The 17,201-nt window shown below is 49.1% G+C and carries 16 protein-coding genes; 3 read left to right on the plus strand and 13 right to left on the minus strand.

Annotated elements, in window-relative coordinates:
• Position 1: 1 nt before the first annotated feature.
• Genes plsX through yceD form a run of 3 tightly spaced genes read right to left on the minus strand, consistent with a single transcriptional unit; the run spans position 2 to position 1,757 of the window.
• The gene (gene plsX, locus Q1A40_RS00975) at positions 2 to 1,036 is read right to left on the minus strand and encodes a phosphate acyltransferase PlsX (RefSeq protein WP_299996603.1); all 1,035 of its coding nucleotides are present in this window, start codon (positions 1,034 to 1,036) and stop codon (positions 2 to 4) included.
• 12 nt (positions 1,037 to 1,048) lie between these two features.
• Positions 1,049 to 1,219, minus strand: a complete 171-nt coding sequence (gene rpmF, locus Q1A40_RS00980) for a 50S ribosomal protein L32 (protein WP_073980962.1) — start codon at positions 1,217 to 1,219, stop codon at positions 1,049 to 1,051.
• Positions 1,220 to 1,235: 16 nt separating this feature from the next.
• A complete protein-coding gene (yceD, locus tag Q1A40_RS00985) occupies positions 1,236 to 1,757 on the minus strand; it encodes a 23S rRNA accumulation protein YceD (RefSeq protein ID WP_299996608.1) in 522 nt (173 codons plus the stop codon).
• A 141-nt stretch (positions 1,758 to 1,898) separates the two neighbouring features.
• Here yceD and Q1A40_RS00990 point away from each other — a divergent pair, with 141 nt between their 5' ends.
• On the plus strand, positions 1,899 to 2,483 hold the full coding sequence (locus Q1A40_RS00990) for a nucleoside triphosphate pyrophosphatase (RefSeq protein WP_299996611.1): 585 nt from the start codon (positions 1,899 to 1,901) through the stop codon (positions 2,481 to 2,483).
• Positions 2,484 to 2,537: 54 nt separating this feature from the next.
• Here the strand turns inward: Q1A40_RS00990 and rluC are convergent, their stop codons facing one another.
• Complete coding sequence (gene rluC, locus Q1A40_RS00995) at positions 2,538 to 3,491, minus strand: 23S rRNA pseudouridine(955/2504/2580) synthase RluC (RefSeq protein ID WP_299997824.1); 954 nt, start codon at positions 3,489 to 3,491, stop codon at positions 2,538 to 2,540.
• A gap of 569 nt (positions 3,492 to 4,060) precedes the next feature.
• Between rluC and rne the strand changes: the two genes are divergently transcribed.
• Positions 4,061 to 7,453, plus strand: coding sequence for a ribonuclease E (rne, locus tag Q1A40_RS01000; RefSeq protein ID WP_299996614.1), 3,393 nt, complete (start codon positions 4,061 to 4,063; stop codon positions 7,451 to 7,453).
• 214 nt (positions 7,454 to 7,667) lie between these two features.
• Positions 7,668 to 9,050 (plus strand): glycosyl hydrolase family 28 protein, encoded by a 1,383-nt coding sequence (locus Q1A40_RS01005; RefSeq protein WP_299996616.1) that lies wholly within the window; start codon positions 7,668 to 7,670, stop codon positions 9,048 to 9,050.
• A 74-nt stretch (positions 9,051 to 9,124) separates the two neighbouring features.
• Here the strand turns inward: Q1A40_RS01005 and Q1A40_RS01010 are convergent, their stop codons facing one another.
• From Q1A40_RS01010 to Q1A40_RS01050, 9 genes are all read right to left on the minus strand, one after another.
• Positions 9,125 to 9,403, minus strand: a complete 279-nt coding sequence (locus tag Q1A40_RS01010; RefSeq protein WP_299996619.1) for a DUF202 domain-containing protein — start codon at positions 9,401 to 9,403, stop codon at positions 9,125 to 9,127.
• Positions 9,385 to 9,774 (minus strand): DUF202 domain-containing protein, encoded by a 390-nt coding sequence (locus Q1A40_RS01015; protein ID WP_299996622.1) that lies wholly within the window; start codon positions 9,772 to 9,774, stop codon positions 9,385 to 9,387. Before Q1A40_RS01015 ends, Q1A40_RS01010 begins: the two co-directional genes overlap by 19 nt.
• 332 nt (positions 9,775 to 10,106) lie before the next feature.
• On the minus strand, positions 10,107 to 11,057 hold the full coding sequence (gene flgL / locus Q1A40_RS01020) for a flagellar hook-associated protein FlgL (protein ID WP_299996625.1): 951 nt from the start codon (positions 11,055 to 11,057) through the stop codon (positions 10,107 to 10,109).
• 14 nt (positions 11,058 to 11,071) lie between these two features.
• Positions 11,072 to 12,718 (minus strand): flagellar hook-associated protein FlgK, encoded by a 1,647-nt coding sequence (flgK, locus tag Q1A40_RS01025; protein ID WP_299996628.1) that lies wholly within the window; start codon positions 12,716 to 12,718, stop codon positions 11,072 to 11,074.
• A gap of 74 nt (positions 12,719 to 12,792) precedes the next feature.
• Complete coding sequence (gene flgJ, locus Q1A40_RS01030; protein ID WP_299996631.1) at positions 12,793 to 13,764, minus strand: flagellar assembly peptidoglycan hydrolase FlgJ; 972 nt, start codon at positions 13,762 to 13,764, stop codon at positions 12,793 to 12,795.
• Positions 13,764 to 14,861, minus strand: coding sequence for a flagellar basal body P-ring protein FlgI (locus Q1A40_RS01035; RefSeq protein WP_299996633.1), 1,098 nt, complete (start codon positions 14,859 to 14,861; stop codon positions 13,764 to 13,766). Before Q1A40_RS01035 ends, flgJ begins: the two co-directional genes overlap by 1 nt.
• A 12-nt stretch (positions 14,862 to 14,873) precedes the next feature.
• The gene (locus Q1A40_RS01040; protein WP_299996636.1) at positions 14,874 to 15,566 is read right to left on the minus strand and encodes a flagellar basal body L-ring protein FlgH; all 693 of its coding nucleotides are present in this window, start codon (positions 15,564 to 15,566) and stop codon (positions 14,874 to 14,876) included.
• A 55-nt stretch (positions 15,567 to 15,621) separates the two neighbouring features.
• Positions 15,622 to 16,404: a flagellar basal-body rod protein FlgG gene (flgG, locus tag Q1A40_RS01045; protein WP_299996639.1), complete on the minus strand. Its 783-nt coding sequence runs from the start codon at positions 16,402 to 16,404 to the stop codon at positions 15,622 to 15,624.
• Between the two features lie 29 nt (positions 16,405 to 16,433).
• Positions 16,434 to 17,189, minus strand: a complete 756-nt coding sequence (locus tag Q1A40_RS01050) for a flagellar basal body rod protein FlgF (protein WP_299996642.1) — start codon at positions 17,187 to 17,189, stop codon at positions 16,434 to 16,436.
• Positions 17,190 to 17,201: the final 12 nt, after the last annotated feature.

The raw sequence follows: 17,201 nt of genomic DNA on the forward strand, positions 1-17,201 counted from the left end.
TTCAGTCACTCTTGGATAATACAGATTCCAGGCGGGCAGCAATTCTACCAGGGACTTGCCGCCGCACCGCCTGCACTGCCTGTTCAATAGCGACAGTAAAAGCTCGCTGATTGGCCGCACCGTGACTCTTAATTACAGTGCCGCGTAATCCTAACAGACAGGCGCCATTATACTGGTCGGGGTTGAGGTGACTAAATCGCCTGGAGAGGCGTTTTTGTAGCCAATGCTTCAATAAAATAAGCCACCACGACCGTTTTTTCCCTTCACTCTCTGATTTAAGCAAAGAGAGAAACATTCTGACGACACCTTCCATGGTTTTTAATGTGACATTACCGACAAAACCATCACATACTAATACGTCCGTTTTTCCAGCTAATAGTTCATTGGCTTCAAGATAACCAATGTAGTTGATAGCGGACATACTCTTTAATAATGCAGAGGCATCTCGAATGCTGGGTAACCCTTTTGTTTCCTCTTCGCCAATATTCAGCAAAGCGACCCTGGGCTGTGCAATTTCCAGCAGCTCTTCTGCCATCACTGAACCCATGATGGCAAACTGAACCAGCATCGTGCTGCTGCAGTCAACATTCGCCCCTAAGTCCAGCACGACTGTTTTACCCTGCAGCTGATGCGGGAGTAACGTCATCAACGCTGGTCGCTCAATACCTTCAATAGGTTTGAGCAATAATTTCGCCAGCCCCATCAGTGCACCGGTATTTCCTGCACTGACACAAGCACTGGCACGCCCTTCTTTCACCAATTCCAAGGCTACCCGCATCGAAGAGCCGCGGCTCTGGCGAATGGCTTGTGCGGGCCTTGCATCGCTGGCAATAACAGACTCAGCAGGGATCACTTGTATACGTGAACGCTGTTCAAAATCAGTTTTTGTGAGCAATGGGTTTATTTCGTCGGGAAGTCCGACCAAGAGAAGTTCGAGCGCAGGGTCGAAGTCCAGTGCCTGCAATGCAGCAGGCACTGTCACGGTAGGACCGAAGTCCCCACCCATCGCATCTAACGCAAGGGTTAGACGTGTCAAGATATTGCCAAATTACTTAGCAATAACCTTGCGACCACGGTAGTAACCGTCGGCGGTGATGTGGTGACGCAGATGAGTTTCACCAGAAACTTTATCTACGGACAGTGTAGCGGTGGTCAGAGCGTCATGTGAACGACGCATGCCACGTTTGGAACGGGTTGGTTTATTCTGTTGTACGGCCATGGACCTTACTCCTCAATTACTTACGCTTTAAACTGGCTAATGCGGCAAATGGATTTGGTTTCTCCGCCTCTGGAGGCAGTTTGCCAAAGACCATGTCCGCCTCGGACACTTCACAGTGTTCAGAATCATGCACCGGAACAACAGGCAAAGAGAGGATAATTTCATCCTCAACTAAGGCCCGAAGATCGATTTCACCAAATTCATCAACCTGAATTGGTTCATACGCTTCCGGCAGTGCTTCAGCTTGTTCATCAGAACGAACAGGACTAAAACAATACGTTGTGTGAACGTGGTGAACAAACGGTTTCCCACAGCGCTGACATTCGAGAGTGACCGTGACCTTCGCATCACCGGTTAAAACGGCAAGGCGTTGGTTGTCGATATCGAATCTCATCGCACATTCTACATCACTGTCCACGCTGACAACAGACTCAGTTACACGCTCAACCTGATCTGGGGTATAAATACCCTGGTAATCGAGGCGTTTTTGGGCGGTACGAACCGGATCAAGCGTCAGGGGTAATTTTACGTTTTGCATAGGGCGCGCATATTAACTTTGTAATGTCATAGAGTCAAAGAAAAAGGCTTTCCAAGAAGCCCTTTGCCAATTATTCGAACACTTTGCGGCGACACAGTTTAAAATGCCTTTATCTAATTCGCTATCTTTAATCAAAAAAATATGAAATCTATCGTTCTTGCGTCAAGCTCTCCCGCACGTCAGAGTTTGTTACAAAAATTATCGTTTCCCTTTATTGCTGTCGCGCCGAATATTGATGAAACAGCCCATCAAAATGAAGATGCTGCGTCACTCGTGATGCGCCTGGCTCATGCCAAAGCACAAGCATTAGCCTTAGATTACCCGCAACATTTAATTATTGGCTCCGATCAGGTTTGTATTTTGAATCAGCAAATCGTGGGTAAACCCCACACAGTTGAAAGGGCCGTAGAACAACTGCTTGCAGCCCGTGGTAAGCGGGTGACTTTTTATACGGGGCTGAGCTTGCTCAATAGCAGTACTGGCAACTGTCAGACCTGCTACGAGATATTTAACGTTGATTTTCGCCAGCTAACAGAACAAGAGATCCGTAACTATATCGATAAGGAACAACCTTTACACTGTGCAGGCAGCTTTAAAAGCGAAGGACTCGGGATAACCCTGTTTGAACAACTCAGTGGTAAAGATCCGAATACGCTCATCGGACTTCCTTTAATCACCTTGTGTGAGATGTTACGAAATGAAGGCTATAACCCACTGCTGGGCTAGCCGGGCAGGAAACTATCAACGCTGCCTGATAAAGGGCAGCGTTGATGTGAAAATTTAATGAGGTTTACGTAACTTTTTCAGACACTGCTTGAGCCCCTCATCCAGCGGAGCTTCAATGCGCAGAATTTCCCCGGTATTCGGATGGGTAAAACGCAATGCCAGTGCATGCAGGAACAGTCGATGCAAACCCGTTCCACTTAACTGACTATCAAATTCCCGCTCACCATAGCGAGAGTCGAAGGCAATCGGGTGCCCCGCATGAAGAGTATGTACGCGGATCTGATGAGTACGACCTGTAACAGGACTACAACGAACAAGCGTGGCAATATCAAACCGTTCTTCTACTTTGAAGCGCGTTTCTGATGGTTTACCTTCACTACTTACCCGGACAATACGCTCCCCGCTTTGCAGAATATTTTTCAGTAAAGGAGCCTGGATACTTTTAATATGCGACGGCCATTGCCCGCGTACCAGTGCAAGGTAGTCCTTTTGCATTCCTTTCTCACGCAGTTGCTCATGCAGAGAACGCAGGGCTGAACGTTTTTTAGCCACCAGCAAAACGCCTGATGTATCGCGGTCTAAGCGATGCACCAGCTCAAGAAAGCGGGCTTCCGGACGCAAGGCTCTCAGACCTTCTATCACACCAAAGCTTAAACCACTGCCACCGTGTACAGCAGTACCCGAAGGTTTATTTAATACCAGGATATGGTCATCCTCGTATAAAATCACGTGCTCAAGTGCCGCCACCTTTTGTAGATGCGGAGAAACGGCATCTTCTTCACGCTCAGCCACCCTTACAGGAGGAATTCGTACCTGGTCATCCTCTTCCAGTTTATATTCTGGCTTAATACGCTTTTTATTTACCCGAACCTCACCTTTGCGCAAGATACGGTAAATCATACTCTTCGGAACCCCTTTCAAATGGGTACGCAAAAAGTTATCGATACGCTGCCCTGCTTCATCGGCTGAAATAGCAACAATTTTTACTGCTGGAGTCTCTGTTTTCATGGTTGGCGATTCTAAATAGCCCGGACGCATAGCGCCACTCATTTTTATGTGCTTAACTGAATATCAGCCCTGTTTTAGGCAGCTTAACTCATCTTTAATTTATCGTTCCAGCTAGTTGATTAAAAAGTGAGTTAAAACTGTGGCAAACTGACTCGTATTGGAAAAAGTCATCTTGCTATAATAAGGCTAGCAATGGAATAATGTGACGGTTTTCCGTTGTTGATACTTGGATTTACAAGAAATTTACGGAATACCTGTTTTGCCCGAACATTCATCCGCGCAGCAATGGCATAAGACGTATTGTATTTTCGGGCAGTTAGCGGGCTGCGGGTTGCGGCCTGACCGGTAAATGGAATTAACTTTTAAGAAAATATCTAAGGTTATTCCCACGATAATTGCGCTGTATTTCCTTATGAAATACAGGCTACCGACACTCTGCGCCTCTCAGCCAGCGACAACCGTGAGGTTGACGACTTGGCGTTCAGTCACGAGGCCATCGGTTCATTCCCGGTTAGCGTTACTTTTGCCCGCAGCACTAATACTAATGTAAGAATAATGAGTAAGTTACGATGAAAAGAATGTTAATTAACGCAACTCAGCAAGAAGAGTTGCGTGTCGCCCTTGTAGATGGGCAACGTCTGTATGACTTGGACATCGAAAGCCCGGGGCACGAACAGAAAAAAGCGAACATCTATAAAGGCAAAATTACCCGTATTGAACCGAGTCTGGAAGCAGCATTTGTTGATTACGGTGCAGAACGACATGGTTTCCTTCCCCTAAAAGAAATTGCCCGCGAATATTTCCCAGCCAGTTACTCCTCACACGGCCGTCCGAATATCAAAGATGTACTGCGTGAAGGTCAGGAAGTTATTGTTCAGATAGACAAAGAGGAACGAGGCAACAAAGGTGCTGCGCTGACGACTTTTATTAGTCTTGCAGGTAGCTATCTGGTATTGATGCCGAATAACCCGCGCGCCGGTGGTATTTCTCGTCGTATTGAGGGTGATGACCGTACCGAACTGAAAGAAGCGCTCTCTTCTCTTGAATTGCCAGACGGTATGGGACTGATCGTTCGTACTGCTGGTGTTGGCAAATCTGCCGAAGCCCTACAGTGGGACTTAAGTTTCCGTTTAAAACACTGGGAAGCGATTCAGAAAGCCGCAGAAAGCCGTCCGGCCCCCTTCCTGATCCACCAGGAAAGTAACGTTATTGTCCGTGCATTTCGCGACTATCTCCGCCAGGATATCGGTGAAATTCTCATTGATAACCCGAAAGTACTTGAGCTGGCTCGTCAGCATATTGCCGCTCTCGGTCGCCCTGATTTCAGCAGTAAAATCAAACTGTATACCGGTGAAATCCCGTTATTCAGCCACTATCAGATTGAATCGCAGATAGAATCTGCCTTCCAGCGTGAAGTACGCTTGCCTTCTGGTGGCTCAATTGTCATCGACACCACCGAAGCCCTGACCGCGATTGATATTAACTCCGCCCGCGCCACCCGTGGCGGTGATATTGAAGAAACAGCCTTTAATACCAACCTTGAAGCGTCCGATGAAATTGCCCGCCAGTTACGCTTGCGTGACCTTGGTGGCCTGATTGTTATCGACTTCATCGATATGACGCCGGTACGTCACCAGCGCGCAGTAGAAAACCGTCTTCGTGAAGCCGTACGCCAGGACAGGGCGCGTATCCAGATAAGCCATATTTCACGTTTTGGCCTGCTGGAAATGTCGCGTCAGCGCCTTAGCCCGTCACTGGGAGAATCCAGCCACCACGTGTGCCCGCGTTGCAGCGGTACCGGGACTATCCGCGATAATGAATCGCTGTCTTTGTCTATTTTACGTCTGATAGAAGAAGAGGCCCTGAAAGAAAACACGAAAGAAGTTCATGCTATCGTTCCAGTGCCTATCGCTTCTTATCTGTTAAACGAAAAACGTGAAGCCGTTAACGCTATTGAGAAGCGTCAAGGCGGCGTTCGCACCATTATCGTACCAAACGATCAGATGCAGACCCCGCACTACTCTGTACTGCGTGTTCGTAAAGGTGAAGAGACTCAAACGCTAAGCTATATGCTGCCAAAGCTGCATGAAGAAGAGATGGCAATGCCGTCTGAAGAAGAGTATGCCGAGCGTAAACGCCCTGAACAACCGGCCCTGGCCACCTTTGCCATGCCGGAAGTTCCACCGATGCCTCCTGCCTCGGCAGAGACGCCAGCCTCTGTCACAAAACAGACTGCTGCAGAAACAATAGCAACACCCGCCGTCAATGCGGGCCCAGGCTTAGTCACTCGTTTCTTACGTGCTCTGAAAAAACTCTTTGCTTCTGATAATGACGCCGCTGTTGAAAAAGAAGTCACTGAAGAGAAAACAGCAACACCACGCGAGCCACGTACTGACCGCCGTAATACACGACGTCCTAACAATCGTCGCGATCGCGGTGAGCGCAATAACCGTACTCGTGAAGGCAGTAACGACAATCGTAACGAAACACGTGAACCTCGTGAGAATCGTGAGAATCGTGAGAATCGTGAAGATAATCGCCGTAATCGCCGTCCAAATGCTCAGCAAAATACCGATACCCAGGATGTGCGTGATGCGGTAGCGGAAACAGCGGAAAAAGAGCAGAAATCACGTGATGATCATGCTCCTCGTCGTAATGAGAGAAACCGCCGTCGTTCCGATGATAAACGCCAGGCACAGCAAGAAGTTAAAGCGCTGCAGCGTCAAGAGGAAGTAACCGGGGCCGAGACCGAGCAAGAAGAACGCACGCAGGTTGTTGTTGAACGTCGTAAACAGCGCCAGCTGACTCAAAAAGTTCGCTTTGATTCTGTTGCTGATGATGTTCAGGCAGATACTGTTGCCGAGCCTGCTGCCACTGAGATTGCTGCTGCGCCACCTGCGGTCGTTAATACTCAGGCTCAAGTCGCAACTGAAGCGACAGAAGATGCTAACGATAACCGTGATAACAATGGTATGCCACGTCGTTCACGTCGCTCTCCGCGCCATCTACGTGTCAGCGGTCAGCGCCGCCGTCGCTATCGTGATGAGCGTTATCCAAGTGTTTCACCTATGCCGCTGGCTACGGCTTGTGCTTCTCCGGAACTGGCATCCGGTAAAGTGTTTATCCACTATCCGGTGAACCGTGTTAACGACTATCAGGAAAATGCTGCGTTACAGAATCAAGCAGCCTTACCAGCAGTCGTAGCCGAAGTGGTTGAGTCAGCAGTAACGCCTGCCACTGTCGCACCAGAAACAGCAGTCGTACAGGCCCCTGCCGAAGTTGTTGCACCTGCTGAAAACACTGCACCTGTCGAAGTTGCTGCTCCTGTTGAAGTTGCTGCCCCTGTCGAAGCTGCTGCACCTGTCGAAGCTGCTGCCCCTGCCGAAGCTGCTACACCTGTCGAAGTTGCTGCCCCTGTCGAAGCTGCTGCACCTGTTGAAGCTGCTGCGCCTACCGAAGCTGCTGCGCCTGCCGAAGTTGCTGCACCTGCTGAAGTTGCTGCGCCTGCCGAAGTTGCTGCACCTGCTGAAGTTGCTGCGCCTGCCGAAGCTGCTGCGCCTGCAAGTCCAGAGCAACCAGTAGCAGAAGAGCAAGCGGTGAAAGCTGCTGAATCTGCTCCAGCGCCACTGGTAACCGAAAAAGCGCCTGTGACTGAACGCGTAGTTGCCGTAGCTCCTGCGACACGTCCGGCGCCAGTGGATACACCAGTGCAGCCTGCAGCCGTATCAGCAGAGCCTGATGTGGCAGAAAGCCAGCCTGAAAGCACAGTCGTTGTCGTGTCCGCTCGCCATGCCACAGCACCAATGACACGTGCACCAGCCCCGACTTATGTGCCAGAAGCAGTCACTCACAGCGACTGGGTTCGTCCTGAGTTCGCCTTTACGGGTAAAGGTTCTGCGGGTGGTCACAGTGCCACGCATCAAGCTACTGCTCCGGCAACACGTCCTCAAAGCGTCGACTAATTTTTACCCTTAGTTGAATTGAATAAACCGGTCAATTTTCATTGACCGGTTTTTTTATCACTAAAGAGAAATATTCCCTCGTTATATCAATCGCATGTTTCGGAATATAATCAGCAAATTATGATGTCATGTTAAAAAAGTGATCTTTATACCAGCAAGAAAAGAAAAGGTGGTGTATTTTTATTAAAACGTAGTTTTAATAAAAGGAGTTGGTATGAATAACCGTCGTTCTCTATCCCTTATTGCCTTATGTGTTCTTGGTGCGCTTCCCGTTTCTCAAGTCTTTGCTGCAAGTGATGTAAAATTCCCAGATAAAATCTGTGACATTACCGAATATGGCGCGGAAGGCCATCGTTTACAAATTGCTTTAAACACTGAGGCAATCCAGAAAGCGATTGATGACTGCGCGTTAGCTGGCGGGGGGACCGTCCTGGTTCCTGAGGGAAACTACTTAGCCAATCCTATTTTTCTGAAAAGTAATATTCAGTTAAAGCTGGAGAAAAACGCGACACTGGTCGCATCCACCGAAATTGATGCCTACCGTGCTAATGACCAGACCAGGTACGCTGAGGCGGAAAATAAGTGGCTACCTTTTATCAGTATTGCCGATGCGAACAATGTCGCGATTGTCGGCGAAGGCACCATTGATGGTCAGGGTGCCGTATGGTGGGAACGCTGGCGTGAAAATATCCGTGCAACAGGCAAAAAAGGCGGCACCGACAGACCACGCCTGGTGTATGTAAAAAATGCCCATAACGTACTGATTGATGGCATCACCCTGACGCACTCGCCGAGTTTTCATATTGTGACGCGTTATTCACATGATGTTGATATTAACGGTACCAAGATCTTATCACCCTGGCATGCCCCTAATACCGATGCAATTGATCCTATTGATAGCCAGAATATTCGAATCACTAATAACTATATCGACTGTAATGATGATCATATCGCTATCAAAGCCGAGAAACCGGACGGCAGATTCCCGGACGGCGTGGTAGACAATATTTATATCGCCAATAATACTCTGAAGCAGGGTCGCGGTATTTCTATCGGCAGTGAAAGTGCTGGCGGCGTGAATAATGTGCTGGTGGAAAATAATAACTTTGAAGGATCAATGTACGGTATTCGTATCAAAAGTCCTCGCGGAAAAGGGGGCGAAGTCAAAAATATTGTTTACCGCAATACCACAATGAAAGATGTCGAAGTGCCTCTGGTCTTCTCCGCCTACTATAAAGCCGCTCCGATTGTTCAGGCAGAAGTCGATGAACAACTCAAAGCGGGTGGTTTCACAATGGGTGAACAAATTTATCCGCCAGACAGCGATCCGAAGCAGCCTTTCGACAAACATAAAACACCACACTTCAGCAATATCACCGTTGAAAACTTAACGTCAACCGGTAAAAGCCGTGCTGCGGCCTATATTATTGGTACTCCGGAAGCTCCGTTAAGTGGTTTTCACTTCACGAATGTCAATATCGAGGCAGATCGCGGTATCCGTGTACGTAATGCTGAACTAGAAACAAAAGGGCTTAACGTAACCGTGAAAGATGGCCCGGTCATTCAAAAAGATGCCGGAGCGATTATTACAGACTAAGCACTAATGCTTCTTTTCGGACAGGAGCCAGGTTTATTCTGGCACCTGTCCGACTGCCCTTCCCGTCCAACCGACTATTGTGTCAGTATCATTAGGGCAAGCAGCAGGCTCGTTATCATGACGAGCAATGAGAGCAAATGATGCTTACCACTCACCTGACCCGTTAATATGGCCAGAGCACTGCACAGCAGTAACAAACTGCTTACCAGGTACAGTAAATTATCCTGATAGTACCAGCCTCGCAGACAGAGAATTCCAGGCATGAGCATCGACCAGCCAGTACGCCGCCACGCTAAGGTCGTTCGCTCCCGCTGTAATCCAGGATCCCGAACATTCACGGTTGCGCCTGCCAAAGTAATCCCCCCAGCAAAGAGGCTAAAATAACCATAAAGACGGCTAGCATTAGCAGAACACGGGTATAGGGTAAATCGCGCTCAAGGCGCATAGCATATTCATTCGATCGCCAGCGTCGCCAGGCGATAAAACCTATGCTTGCGGCGGCACACAGCAGCGTCAAGGCGATAGTTATCCGAAGCCCGGCTGAGGAAAATTTGGGGGAGAACTGTTCAATACCCACAGCCCCTGCCATTAATGCCAGAGCAGTACGGATCCAGGCCAGAAAGGTACGCTCGTTTGCCAGAGTAAAACGATAGTCTGGCGTTTTTCCGGCCAGCCACCACTTTCCTTTCGGGCGATTTGAGTGTGTGTCATCTTCAAGACTCACATGTAATCCTTTCTTTTATCAATAACTCTGACAAGTGACTAAAATACAATAAACGATCGAATAGCAAAAGCCAGTTTAAAAACATATCTCTATACATGAACGTTCATTATGCCAGAGTTTTTTCTATAGTGTGCTTCTGCTTTCGTTTTGTTAATCGGTATTGAGGGGAGTGTGCCAGGCAACTATTTCTGTCAATACCTGTCAATCAGAGAAGAATTTATCTCGGGTCACAGCCAGAGCACCGGGCTCCAGCCATAAAAAAAGCCGACTTCCGGGCAGGGAAGCAGGCTTTAAGTATAACCCGAACTTCTGGTGAGTTAATATTTTAAATATCAACGATTTAGTTGAAAGAGTGACATACCTTGCATATCGCTGAAGGTTTTATAGGAAGCCTGTAAGGCATCTTTTTGCATCAGGTAGTCAGAAATAGCGGCACTCCAGTCTACCCCGGTCAGCGTCGTCATCTGCGACTTCTGTCCAAGCGCACGCTCGCTTCCCAGCTCATCCAGTTTGGTCAGTTCTGCCATCTGGGTACCCAGTTCAGCACGAACGGAGAGGATATTATCCAGTGCATTTCCCAGCCCGCGGTTGGTTTTATTCACTGCATCCAGTTCGCTGTCAGTCAGGCTTTCCAGCGGTTTTTTAAGCGCTGCAATTGCCGAATCAAACATTTCAAATATATTGGTTTCACTTGCGCTGCCATCTGGCTCAGGTTTCGCATACCCTGAAATAGTATTAAAAATCTGACTGCCAGGATGACCAATTACCATGCTGCGGGCACTATCGACTTGTTGAGTAATGGTCGAATCCCCTCCCCGATAAACCACACCCGTTTCTGTATCTTCAAAAGGAGGTTGTTCTGTTTTATAGCCAGCAAAAATATAACGGCCATTACCATCGGTACTGTTGGCAAGGTTCAGTATTTGGTTACGTGTTCCTTCCAGATCGGTAGCCAGGGAAGCCCTGTCACTGTCACTGAGTGACGCGTTATTGGCATTCACAATCTTACCTTGCGCACTGATGACGGCAGTAACCACTTGCGACAGAACGTTCTCTTCCAGCGATACTTTTTGATTAGCAAAGGTCCGGGCAAGCTGATACTGGCTGTTTTGTACCTGAGCCTGGGAAAGAACAACTGCTTGAGATGCCGCAATCGGGTCATCAGACGGACGATTAACACGGTTACCGCTTGCCAGTTGTTCACCCGAAGCCAGCCACGAACTTTGCGCATTGGTGACGCCGCGCAGATTCTGGTCATACATCATTTGAGTACTGATACGCATCGTTAGGGCTCCTGTTAGCGAATACTCAGCAGGGCATCAAACAGAGTCGATGCGGTTTGTAAAACTTGGGCATTTGCCATGTAATATTGCTGGAAACGTTGTAAGTTTACGTATTCTTCATCAAGACTGACGCCAGAAATAGATTGTTGCTGGGTGTTCAGCTGAGTCACGATATTGCTTTGGGTCGTATTGATAACCTTCAGGCTCGCGGTTTTATTACCGACATCGCTTATCAGGCTCGCATAAGCATCGTTAAAACTTTTATTACCGCCGACGACCTTGGCACTTTGCAAGTCAAGTAATGCCTGAGCGTTACGGTTATCGCTTCTCCCTGAATCGGCCTCACTGGCCAGCGCCAGTTTGCTTTCGTCTTTAATTAAGACGCTCATATTGACGACCGCGTCAGTGACGGGTTTCACCGTGAAGCTGTCGTTTTTTTCGGGTGTGCCACTTACCTCTACCTTCAGACCGTCAAAATTCAGACTGATCTTTCCGTCGTCGGCCTCAACCTGACCCGGTGCAATTTTTGCGTTATCTGATAACCGAGTCACAGACCAGGCTTTACCGTCAAATTCCACTTTATAGTTGCTGGCCTGAACGTCAGAACTATCACTACGGCTCGCCGTTAGCTGGGTCTGCGAGGAATTGTTACTGTTACTCAGAACCACTGCCGGACCGACGCTGAAAAAGTCTGTTCCTTCATCCCCATTCGCGTCATAACCCTTGCCGTGCTGTTCGTTAAATGAGGTCGCGAAAGATTGGGCTAACTGCCCGAGACGGTTGCGTGCATTATCCAAATCTTCGGAACGAAACTTGAGCAGCCCCCCCAGTGAACCATTGGTTATCTGACTTTCAGGTATTTCAATTTTTCCTGCATTGGCGTCAATATAGGCAACCGCCAGACGTGAAGGATCGGCACTGGAACCCACGGCTGCCAGTTTTGCACTGGAGCTCCCTTGCACCAGGCTGATACCGTTCCCCATAGAGATGTTATAGGTGCCACTATCCTGAACGGTGACCTCAACATTGATAATTTTATTCAGATTGGTCACCAGTTGATCGCGCTGATCAAGCAGGTCATTTGGCTGAGCGCCGCGACTCAGGCGTGAGATCTGGTCATTCAGATTGGCAATCTGGCTGGCATAGGCATTAATTTGATCTACGCTGCTGGTCAGTGACGTATTCACTTGTTTATCGAGGTCACGCAGATACTGGTCGTTCACCTTGAACTGATTAACCAGACCTTCAGACTTACCCAGCAAGGACTGACGCGCAGCCGGATCTTCTGCATTACTGGTTAATGTTTGTATCGCCGTAAAGAAATCTTGGATACTGGTTGCCAGTGAATTCGTGGTACTTGACAGAATATTGTCAATTTTAGACATCTGTTGGTATTGCGTGCTTAACCCGGCACTCTGCGTCTGTGCGGCGCGCAGCTGATTCGTGATAAAAGAGTCATATTCACGCTGTACGCCCGTGACCTGGACGCCATTGCCGATGTATCCACCATTGATCAGTGAACTGTTCGCCTGGGAAAGGACTGTCGTCTGGCGGGTATAGCCCGTAACATTGTAATTAGAGATATTGTTACTGACAGTATTCAGTGCCGCCTGAGCAGCATTCAGGCCACTCATCGCAGTATTAATTAAGCTACTGGACATCAAAATTCCTTACTTGCAAAGTGTCACAGGTTCTGATGACAATTATCGGCAACAGTTTGCCATTCTTGAGTGTTTTAAAATAAATTCGATAAGTCATTACTGTAGGCTTGGGTAACCTTATCGTTCATCGCTCTTAGCTGCTGGATCATACCCGTCAGTTTTTTGGCATAATTCGGGTCCGTCGCATAACCGGCTTTCTGTAACTCATGCGCTCCTTGCTCCGCTGTACTGGCGTTAGTGACCGCGGTATAACGTGGGTTACGTGTCAGTAAATTGACATAATCAGAAAGCGATTCCAGCCAGGAATCGTAGACCCGAAAACGTGCTTTGACCTTCTTCGACTCACCATTTTCAAATTCCGTAGTAGTGATTTCGGTCACTTTTCCGCGCCAGTCTCCGCTTGCTTTTATCCCAAACAAATTAAAGCTTGGAGCGCCTTGTTCGGTACGGATCTGTCGCTGCCCCCAGCCGGATTCCAGCGCCGCCTGCGCAAGAATTAAGTGGTGAGGTATACCACTGGCTTCACTGGCCAGTTTGGCAGGCAGCGAAAGCTGAGCCAGGAAGTCGCGGCTATCACCGCTTAATCCCCCTGCTGTCTGGGCAGGGCGAGGTACAGCCTGGCGTACAATGCTTTCCATCATCTCACGCTGATAGCTATTTATTTGCTGAGGGGCAAACCGCACAGGAACGGTAATATCAGCATCAGCGTCATTTGTTACTGTGTTTTCCCCGGCGCTCCCCCCGCTACTCGCTGACATTTGCTTCACCAGGACATCTGCAAAACCCAGACCTTTTTCGCTCAGTTGCTGAGCGATTTGCTGATCATACATGCTGGTATACATCCGCGTAGATTCACTACTGAATATGCCGTCCTTGGGCAAGGCTTCACGCATGCTTTTTAGCATCATCTGCACAAACATGCCCTCAACTTGCCTGGCAACTTCTTTCAGATTTCCCTGCGGGTCTTGGCCCGCTTTAGTTTTCAGGCGGTTGAGTGAAGTGGCATCAAAGGCGGCACCTGTCAGTAATCCGGTATCGTTCAGCATCAGATAATTTCCAGTTTTGCCCGTAAACAACCGGCATTTTGCATCGATTGCAGAATAGACATCAGATCTATTGGCGTGGCGCCGAGGGCATTTAACGCTCTGACAACGTTATTCAGATTTGCACTGGCATTAACACTCTGAACAGCACCACCGCTCTGACGCATATCAATTTGCGTCTGGGGCGTCACCACCGTTTGTCCGCCAGCCAGCGGGGTATCAGGCTGACTCACCACATCCTGCCGATTCACGGTCACCGACAAATTACCTTGCGCCACAGCACAACTGTCAAGCGTGACTTCCCTATTCATGACAACCGAGCCAGTGCGGGAGTTGATAATTACCCGGGCATCCTGAATCGGCATATTGACTTGCAGGTTCTGAATATCAGCAAGAAAACGTACCTGGGAACTCCCTCCTGTCGGAACACGGATCTGAATGGTGCGACTATCAAGCGCCGTGGCGCTACCATAACCACGAGCCTGATTGATGGTGTCAGTGATTTGTTGTGCCAGGGTAAAGTCATCCGTATTCATCTGCAGATTAAGCGTATTATTCGTTCCGAATGTACTCGGTAGCTCACGCTCGATAATCGCCCCGCCGGTAATACGTCCACCGTTTAACTGGTTGACCTGGACACTACTGCCCCCTGCCGCCGCACCCGCACCGCCCACTAAAACATTACCTTGGGCCAGGGCATAAACTTGACTGTCAACCCCTTTTAGCGGGGTCATTAATAAGGTTCCACCACGCAGGCTTTTCGCGTTCCCCATCGAGGAAACGACAACATCAATGTTTTGACCTGCTCGTGCAAAGGCCGGAAATTTTGCCGTTACCATTACCGCAGCGACATTTTTCAGCTGCATATTGGTCCCTGTCGGTACGGTGATACCGAGCTGGGACAGCATATTATTAAGACTCTGAGTGGTAAAAGGTGTCTGGGTCGTCTGGTCACCCGTACCATCCAGTCCGACCACCAGACCATAGCCAATCAGCACATTCTCACGAACGCCTTGTACCGTAGTCAGGTCACGGATCCTGTCTGCGAACACACCGCTGCTGAGTAAGATGAGGGTCAGTCCGAGTAAATATTTAATCATAAAATTCCTCGCTTACATCGGCGATACATTAAGGAAGAAACGTTGCAGCCAGCCCATATTCTGAGCTTCATTGATATACCCGTTGCCGACATATTCAATGCGCGCATCTGCAACATTGGTCGAGGCGACGGTATTGCTGCCGCTGATGGTGCGAGGATTAACAACGCCCGAGAAACGAATAAATTCAGTACCCTGGTTAATAGCGATTTGTTTCTCGCCCACCACATGTAAGTTACCGTTAGCCAGTACTTGGTCGACAGTGACGGTCAGCGTACCGCTGAAGGTATTGCTGGCATTCGCGCCACCGCGGCCATTAAATGTGTTCCCCCCCGAGACATCGAGGTTCGCGTTGCCATTACCAAATAAACCCGAAAGATAGCGGGGGGTCGCATCAAAACCAAAACTCGTTTTGCCATCACGACTGGCGTTCGCTGATGAACTCTTACTGGCACTCACATTTTCCTGCAACTGAATGGTCAACGTATCACCAATATTCCGGGGGCGTCTGTCTTCAAACAGCGGCTGGTAACCATAGTTGACCTGTTGTGCGCTCTGGAATATTGAACCATTCACCACCGGTGCGGGTCCCGGAGCCGGTTGCGCCGTGGTGGCACCTTGAACCAGTGGTTTCTGCGGCACGAAAGCACAGCCGCTCAGTAATAACAGGCTCAATATTACAGGACGTAACACCATAGGGTTTTGCATGACTTTTATCTTCAGAAAACGGCAGTCAGGGCGATATATCACCCTGACTTACACTTTAGAGTTGCGAGAGTTTTTGCAGCATTTGGTCAGTGGTTGAGACCGCTTTGCTGTTAATTTCATACGCACGCTGTACTTGGATCATGTTAACCAGTTCTTCGGCAACGTTGACGTTTGAGGTTTCAACATAACCTTGATACAAAAGTCCTGAACCATTTAAGCCGGGCGTGGTGTCATTGGGTGCACCTGAAGACTGGGTTTCAACATATAAATTCTCCCCGACACTCTCCAGACCGGCATCATTGACAAAGGTCGTTAAACTCAGCTGCCCCACTTGCACCGGTAATGTCTGGCCAGGCACCGTGGCGCTGACTACGCCGTCACGGGCAATGGTCAGTTTCAGTGAGTTTGCCGGTACGGTAATGGCAGGCTGAACCTGAAAACCACTGGACGTTACTAGCTGACCGTTTTGATCCATCTGGAATGAGCCGTCACGAGTATAAGCGGCAGTCCCATCTGGCATCAGGATCTGAAAGAAACCTTGCCCTTTAATGGCCACGTCTTTGCTGTTATTGGTCTGTGATAAATTACCCGGACTGTGAAGCCTTTCAGTCGCAACCGGACGCACACCTGTACCTATTTGCAAGCCCGAAGGGAGCGTCGTTTGCTCAGAAGACTGGGCCCCTGGTTGACGTACAGTCTGATACAGCAAATCTTCAAATACCGCACGCTGGCGTTTGAATCCATTGGTGGAGACGTTTGCCAGATTATTGGCAATGACATCCATATTGGTTTGCTGTGCATCAAGCCCTGTTTTAGCAATCCATAACGAACTGATCATGTTGTTACCTTGTTAGAGTAAATCTGACGCTAGGTCACAGACAGCAGCGTGTTTGCACGCTGTGCATTTTCATCTACACCCGAGATAATCTTCATCTGCATCTCAAAGCGTCGGGCATTGGCTATCATGTCGGTCATGGCTTCTGCTGGTTTCACGTTACTGCCTTCCAGTACACCAGAAAGGACACGAACCGTTTCATCTGCAGGCAACACCGCACCACGTGCCGCCTGCGCAGTTTCAGTGAGACGAAACAGACCATCGTCACCGCGCATCACCTCCTGCGCATCAGCACTGACCAGTTTCAGACGCCCTACCGGCCCCACAGTTTCAGGTCCGTCACCGGCATTAAGCACTGAAATCGTCCCGTCAGATGCAACGGTGACCGCCGCCCCTTCAGGAACGGCTATTGGCCCACCATCACCCATCACCAGCCGGCCACCAATAGTTAACTGACCGCCAGGACTGACCTGAATATTACCGTTGCGGGTGTAAGCCTCCTGACCATTTTCCCCCTGTACAACCAGCCAGCCGTTTTGCTGGATAGCAACATCCAAAGAACGGGAGGTATAGTCCAGTGGTCCCGGAGTCATATCCGCACCCGGGGTGGAAGCGACCACCAAGGTCCGGGTAGATAAGGACAGTCCTTCCACCGGAACCGCACGCAAGGCGTTAAGCTGGGCACGAAATCCTGGCGTTGACGCATTGGCTAAATTGCTGGCGGTAACGGCCTGTTGGTTCAGCGTTTGGCTTGCCGCACCCATCGCTGTATAGATAGCGTGATCCATTAAGATTTCCCG

Origin of the sequence: uncultured Cedecea sp. (assembly GCF_947498825.1) — a bacterium.
GTDB lineage: Bacteria > Pseudomonadota > Gammaproteobacteria > Enterobacterales > Enterobacteriaceae > JGM124.

What these genes read in the sequence shown, in the direction of transcription:
- rne (WP_299996614.1), top strand. Translation starts at nt 4,061, where the DNA reads ATGAAAAGAATGTTAATTAACGCAACTCAGCAAGAAGAGTTGCGTGTC.
- Q1A40_RS01040 (WP_299996636.1), bottom strand. Translation starts at nt 15,566, where the DNA reads ATGCAAAACCCTATGGTGTTACGTCCTGTAATATTGAGCCTGTTATTA.
- Q1A40_RS01035 (WP_299996633.1), bottom strand. Translation starts at nt 14,861, where the DNA reads ATGATTAAATATTTACTCGGACTGACCCTCATCTTACTCAGCAGCGGT.
- yceD (WP_299996608.1), bottom strand. Translation starts at nt 1,757, where the DNA reads ATGCAAAACGTAAAATTACCCCTGACGCTTGATCCGGTTCGTACCGCC.
- rpmF (WP_073980962.1), bottom strand. Translation starts at nt 1,219, where the DNA reads ATGGCCGTACAACAGAATAAACCAACCCGTTCCAAACGTGGCATGCGT.
- flgG (WP_299996639.1), bottom strand. Translation starts at nt 16,404, where the DNA reads ATGATCAGTTCGTTATGGATTGCTAAAACAGGGCTTGATGCACAGCAA.
- flgK (WP_299996628.1), bottom strand. Translation starts at nt 12,718, where the DNA reads ATGTCCAGTAGCTTAATTAATACTGCGATGAGTGGCCTGAATGCTGCT.
- Q1A40_RS00990 (WP_299996611.1), top strand. Translation starts at nt 1,899, where the DNA reads ATGAAATCTATCGTTCTTGCGTCAAGCTCTCCCGCACGTCAGAGTTTG.
- flgL (WP_299996625.1), bottom strand. Translation starts at nt 11,057, where the DNA reads ATGCGTATCAGTACTCAAATGATGTATGACCAGAATCTGCGCGGCGTC.
- rluC (WP_299997824.1), bottom strand. Translation starts at nt 3,491, where the DNA reads ATGAAAACAGAGACTCCAGCAGTAAAAATTGTTGCTATTTCAGCCGAT.
- Q1A40_RS01005 (WP_299996616.1), top strand. Translation starts at nt 7,668, where the DNA reads ATGAATAACCGTCGTTCTCTATCCCTTATTGCCTTATGTGTTCTTGGT.
- flgJ (WP_299996631.1), bottom strand. Translation starts at nt 13,764, where the DNA reads ATGCTGAACGATACCGGATTACTGACAGGTGCCGCCTTTGATGCCACT.
- Q1A40_RS01050 (WP_299996642.1), bottom strand. Translation starts at nt 17,189, where the DNA reads ATGGATCACGCTATCTATACAGCGATGGGTGCGGCAAGCCAAACGCTG.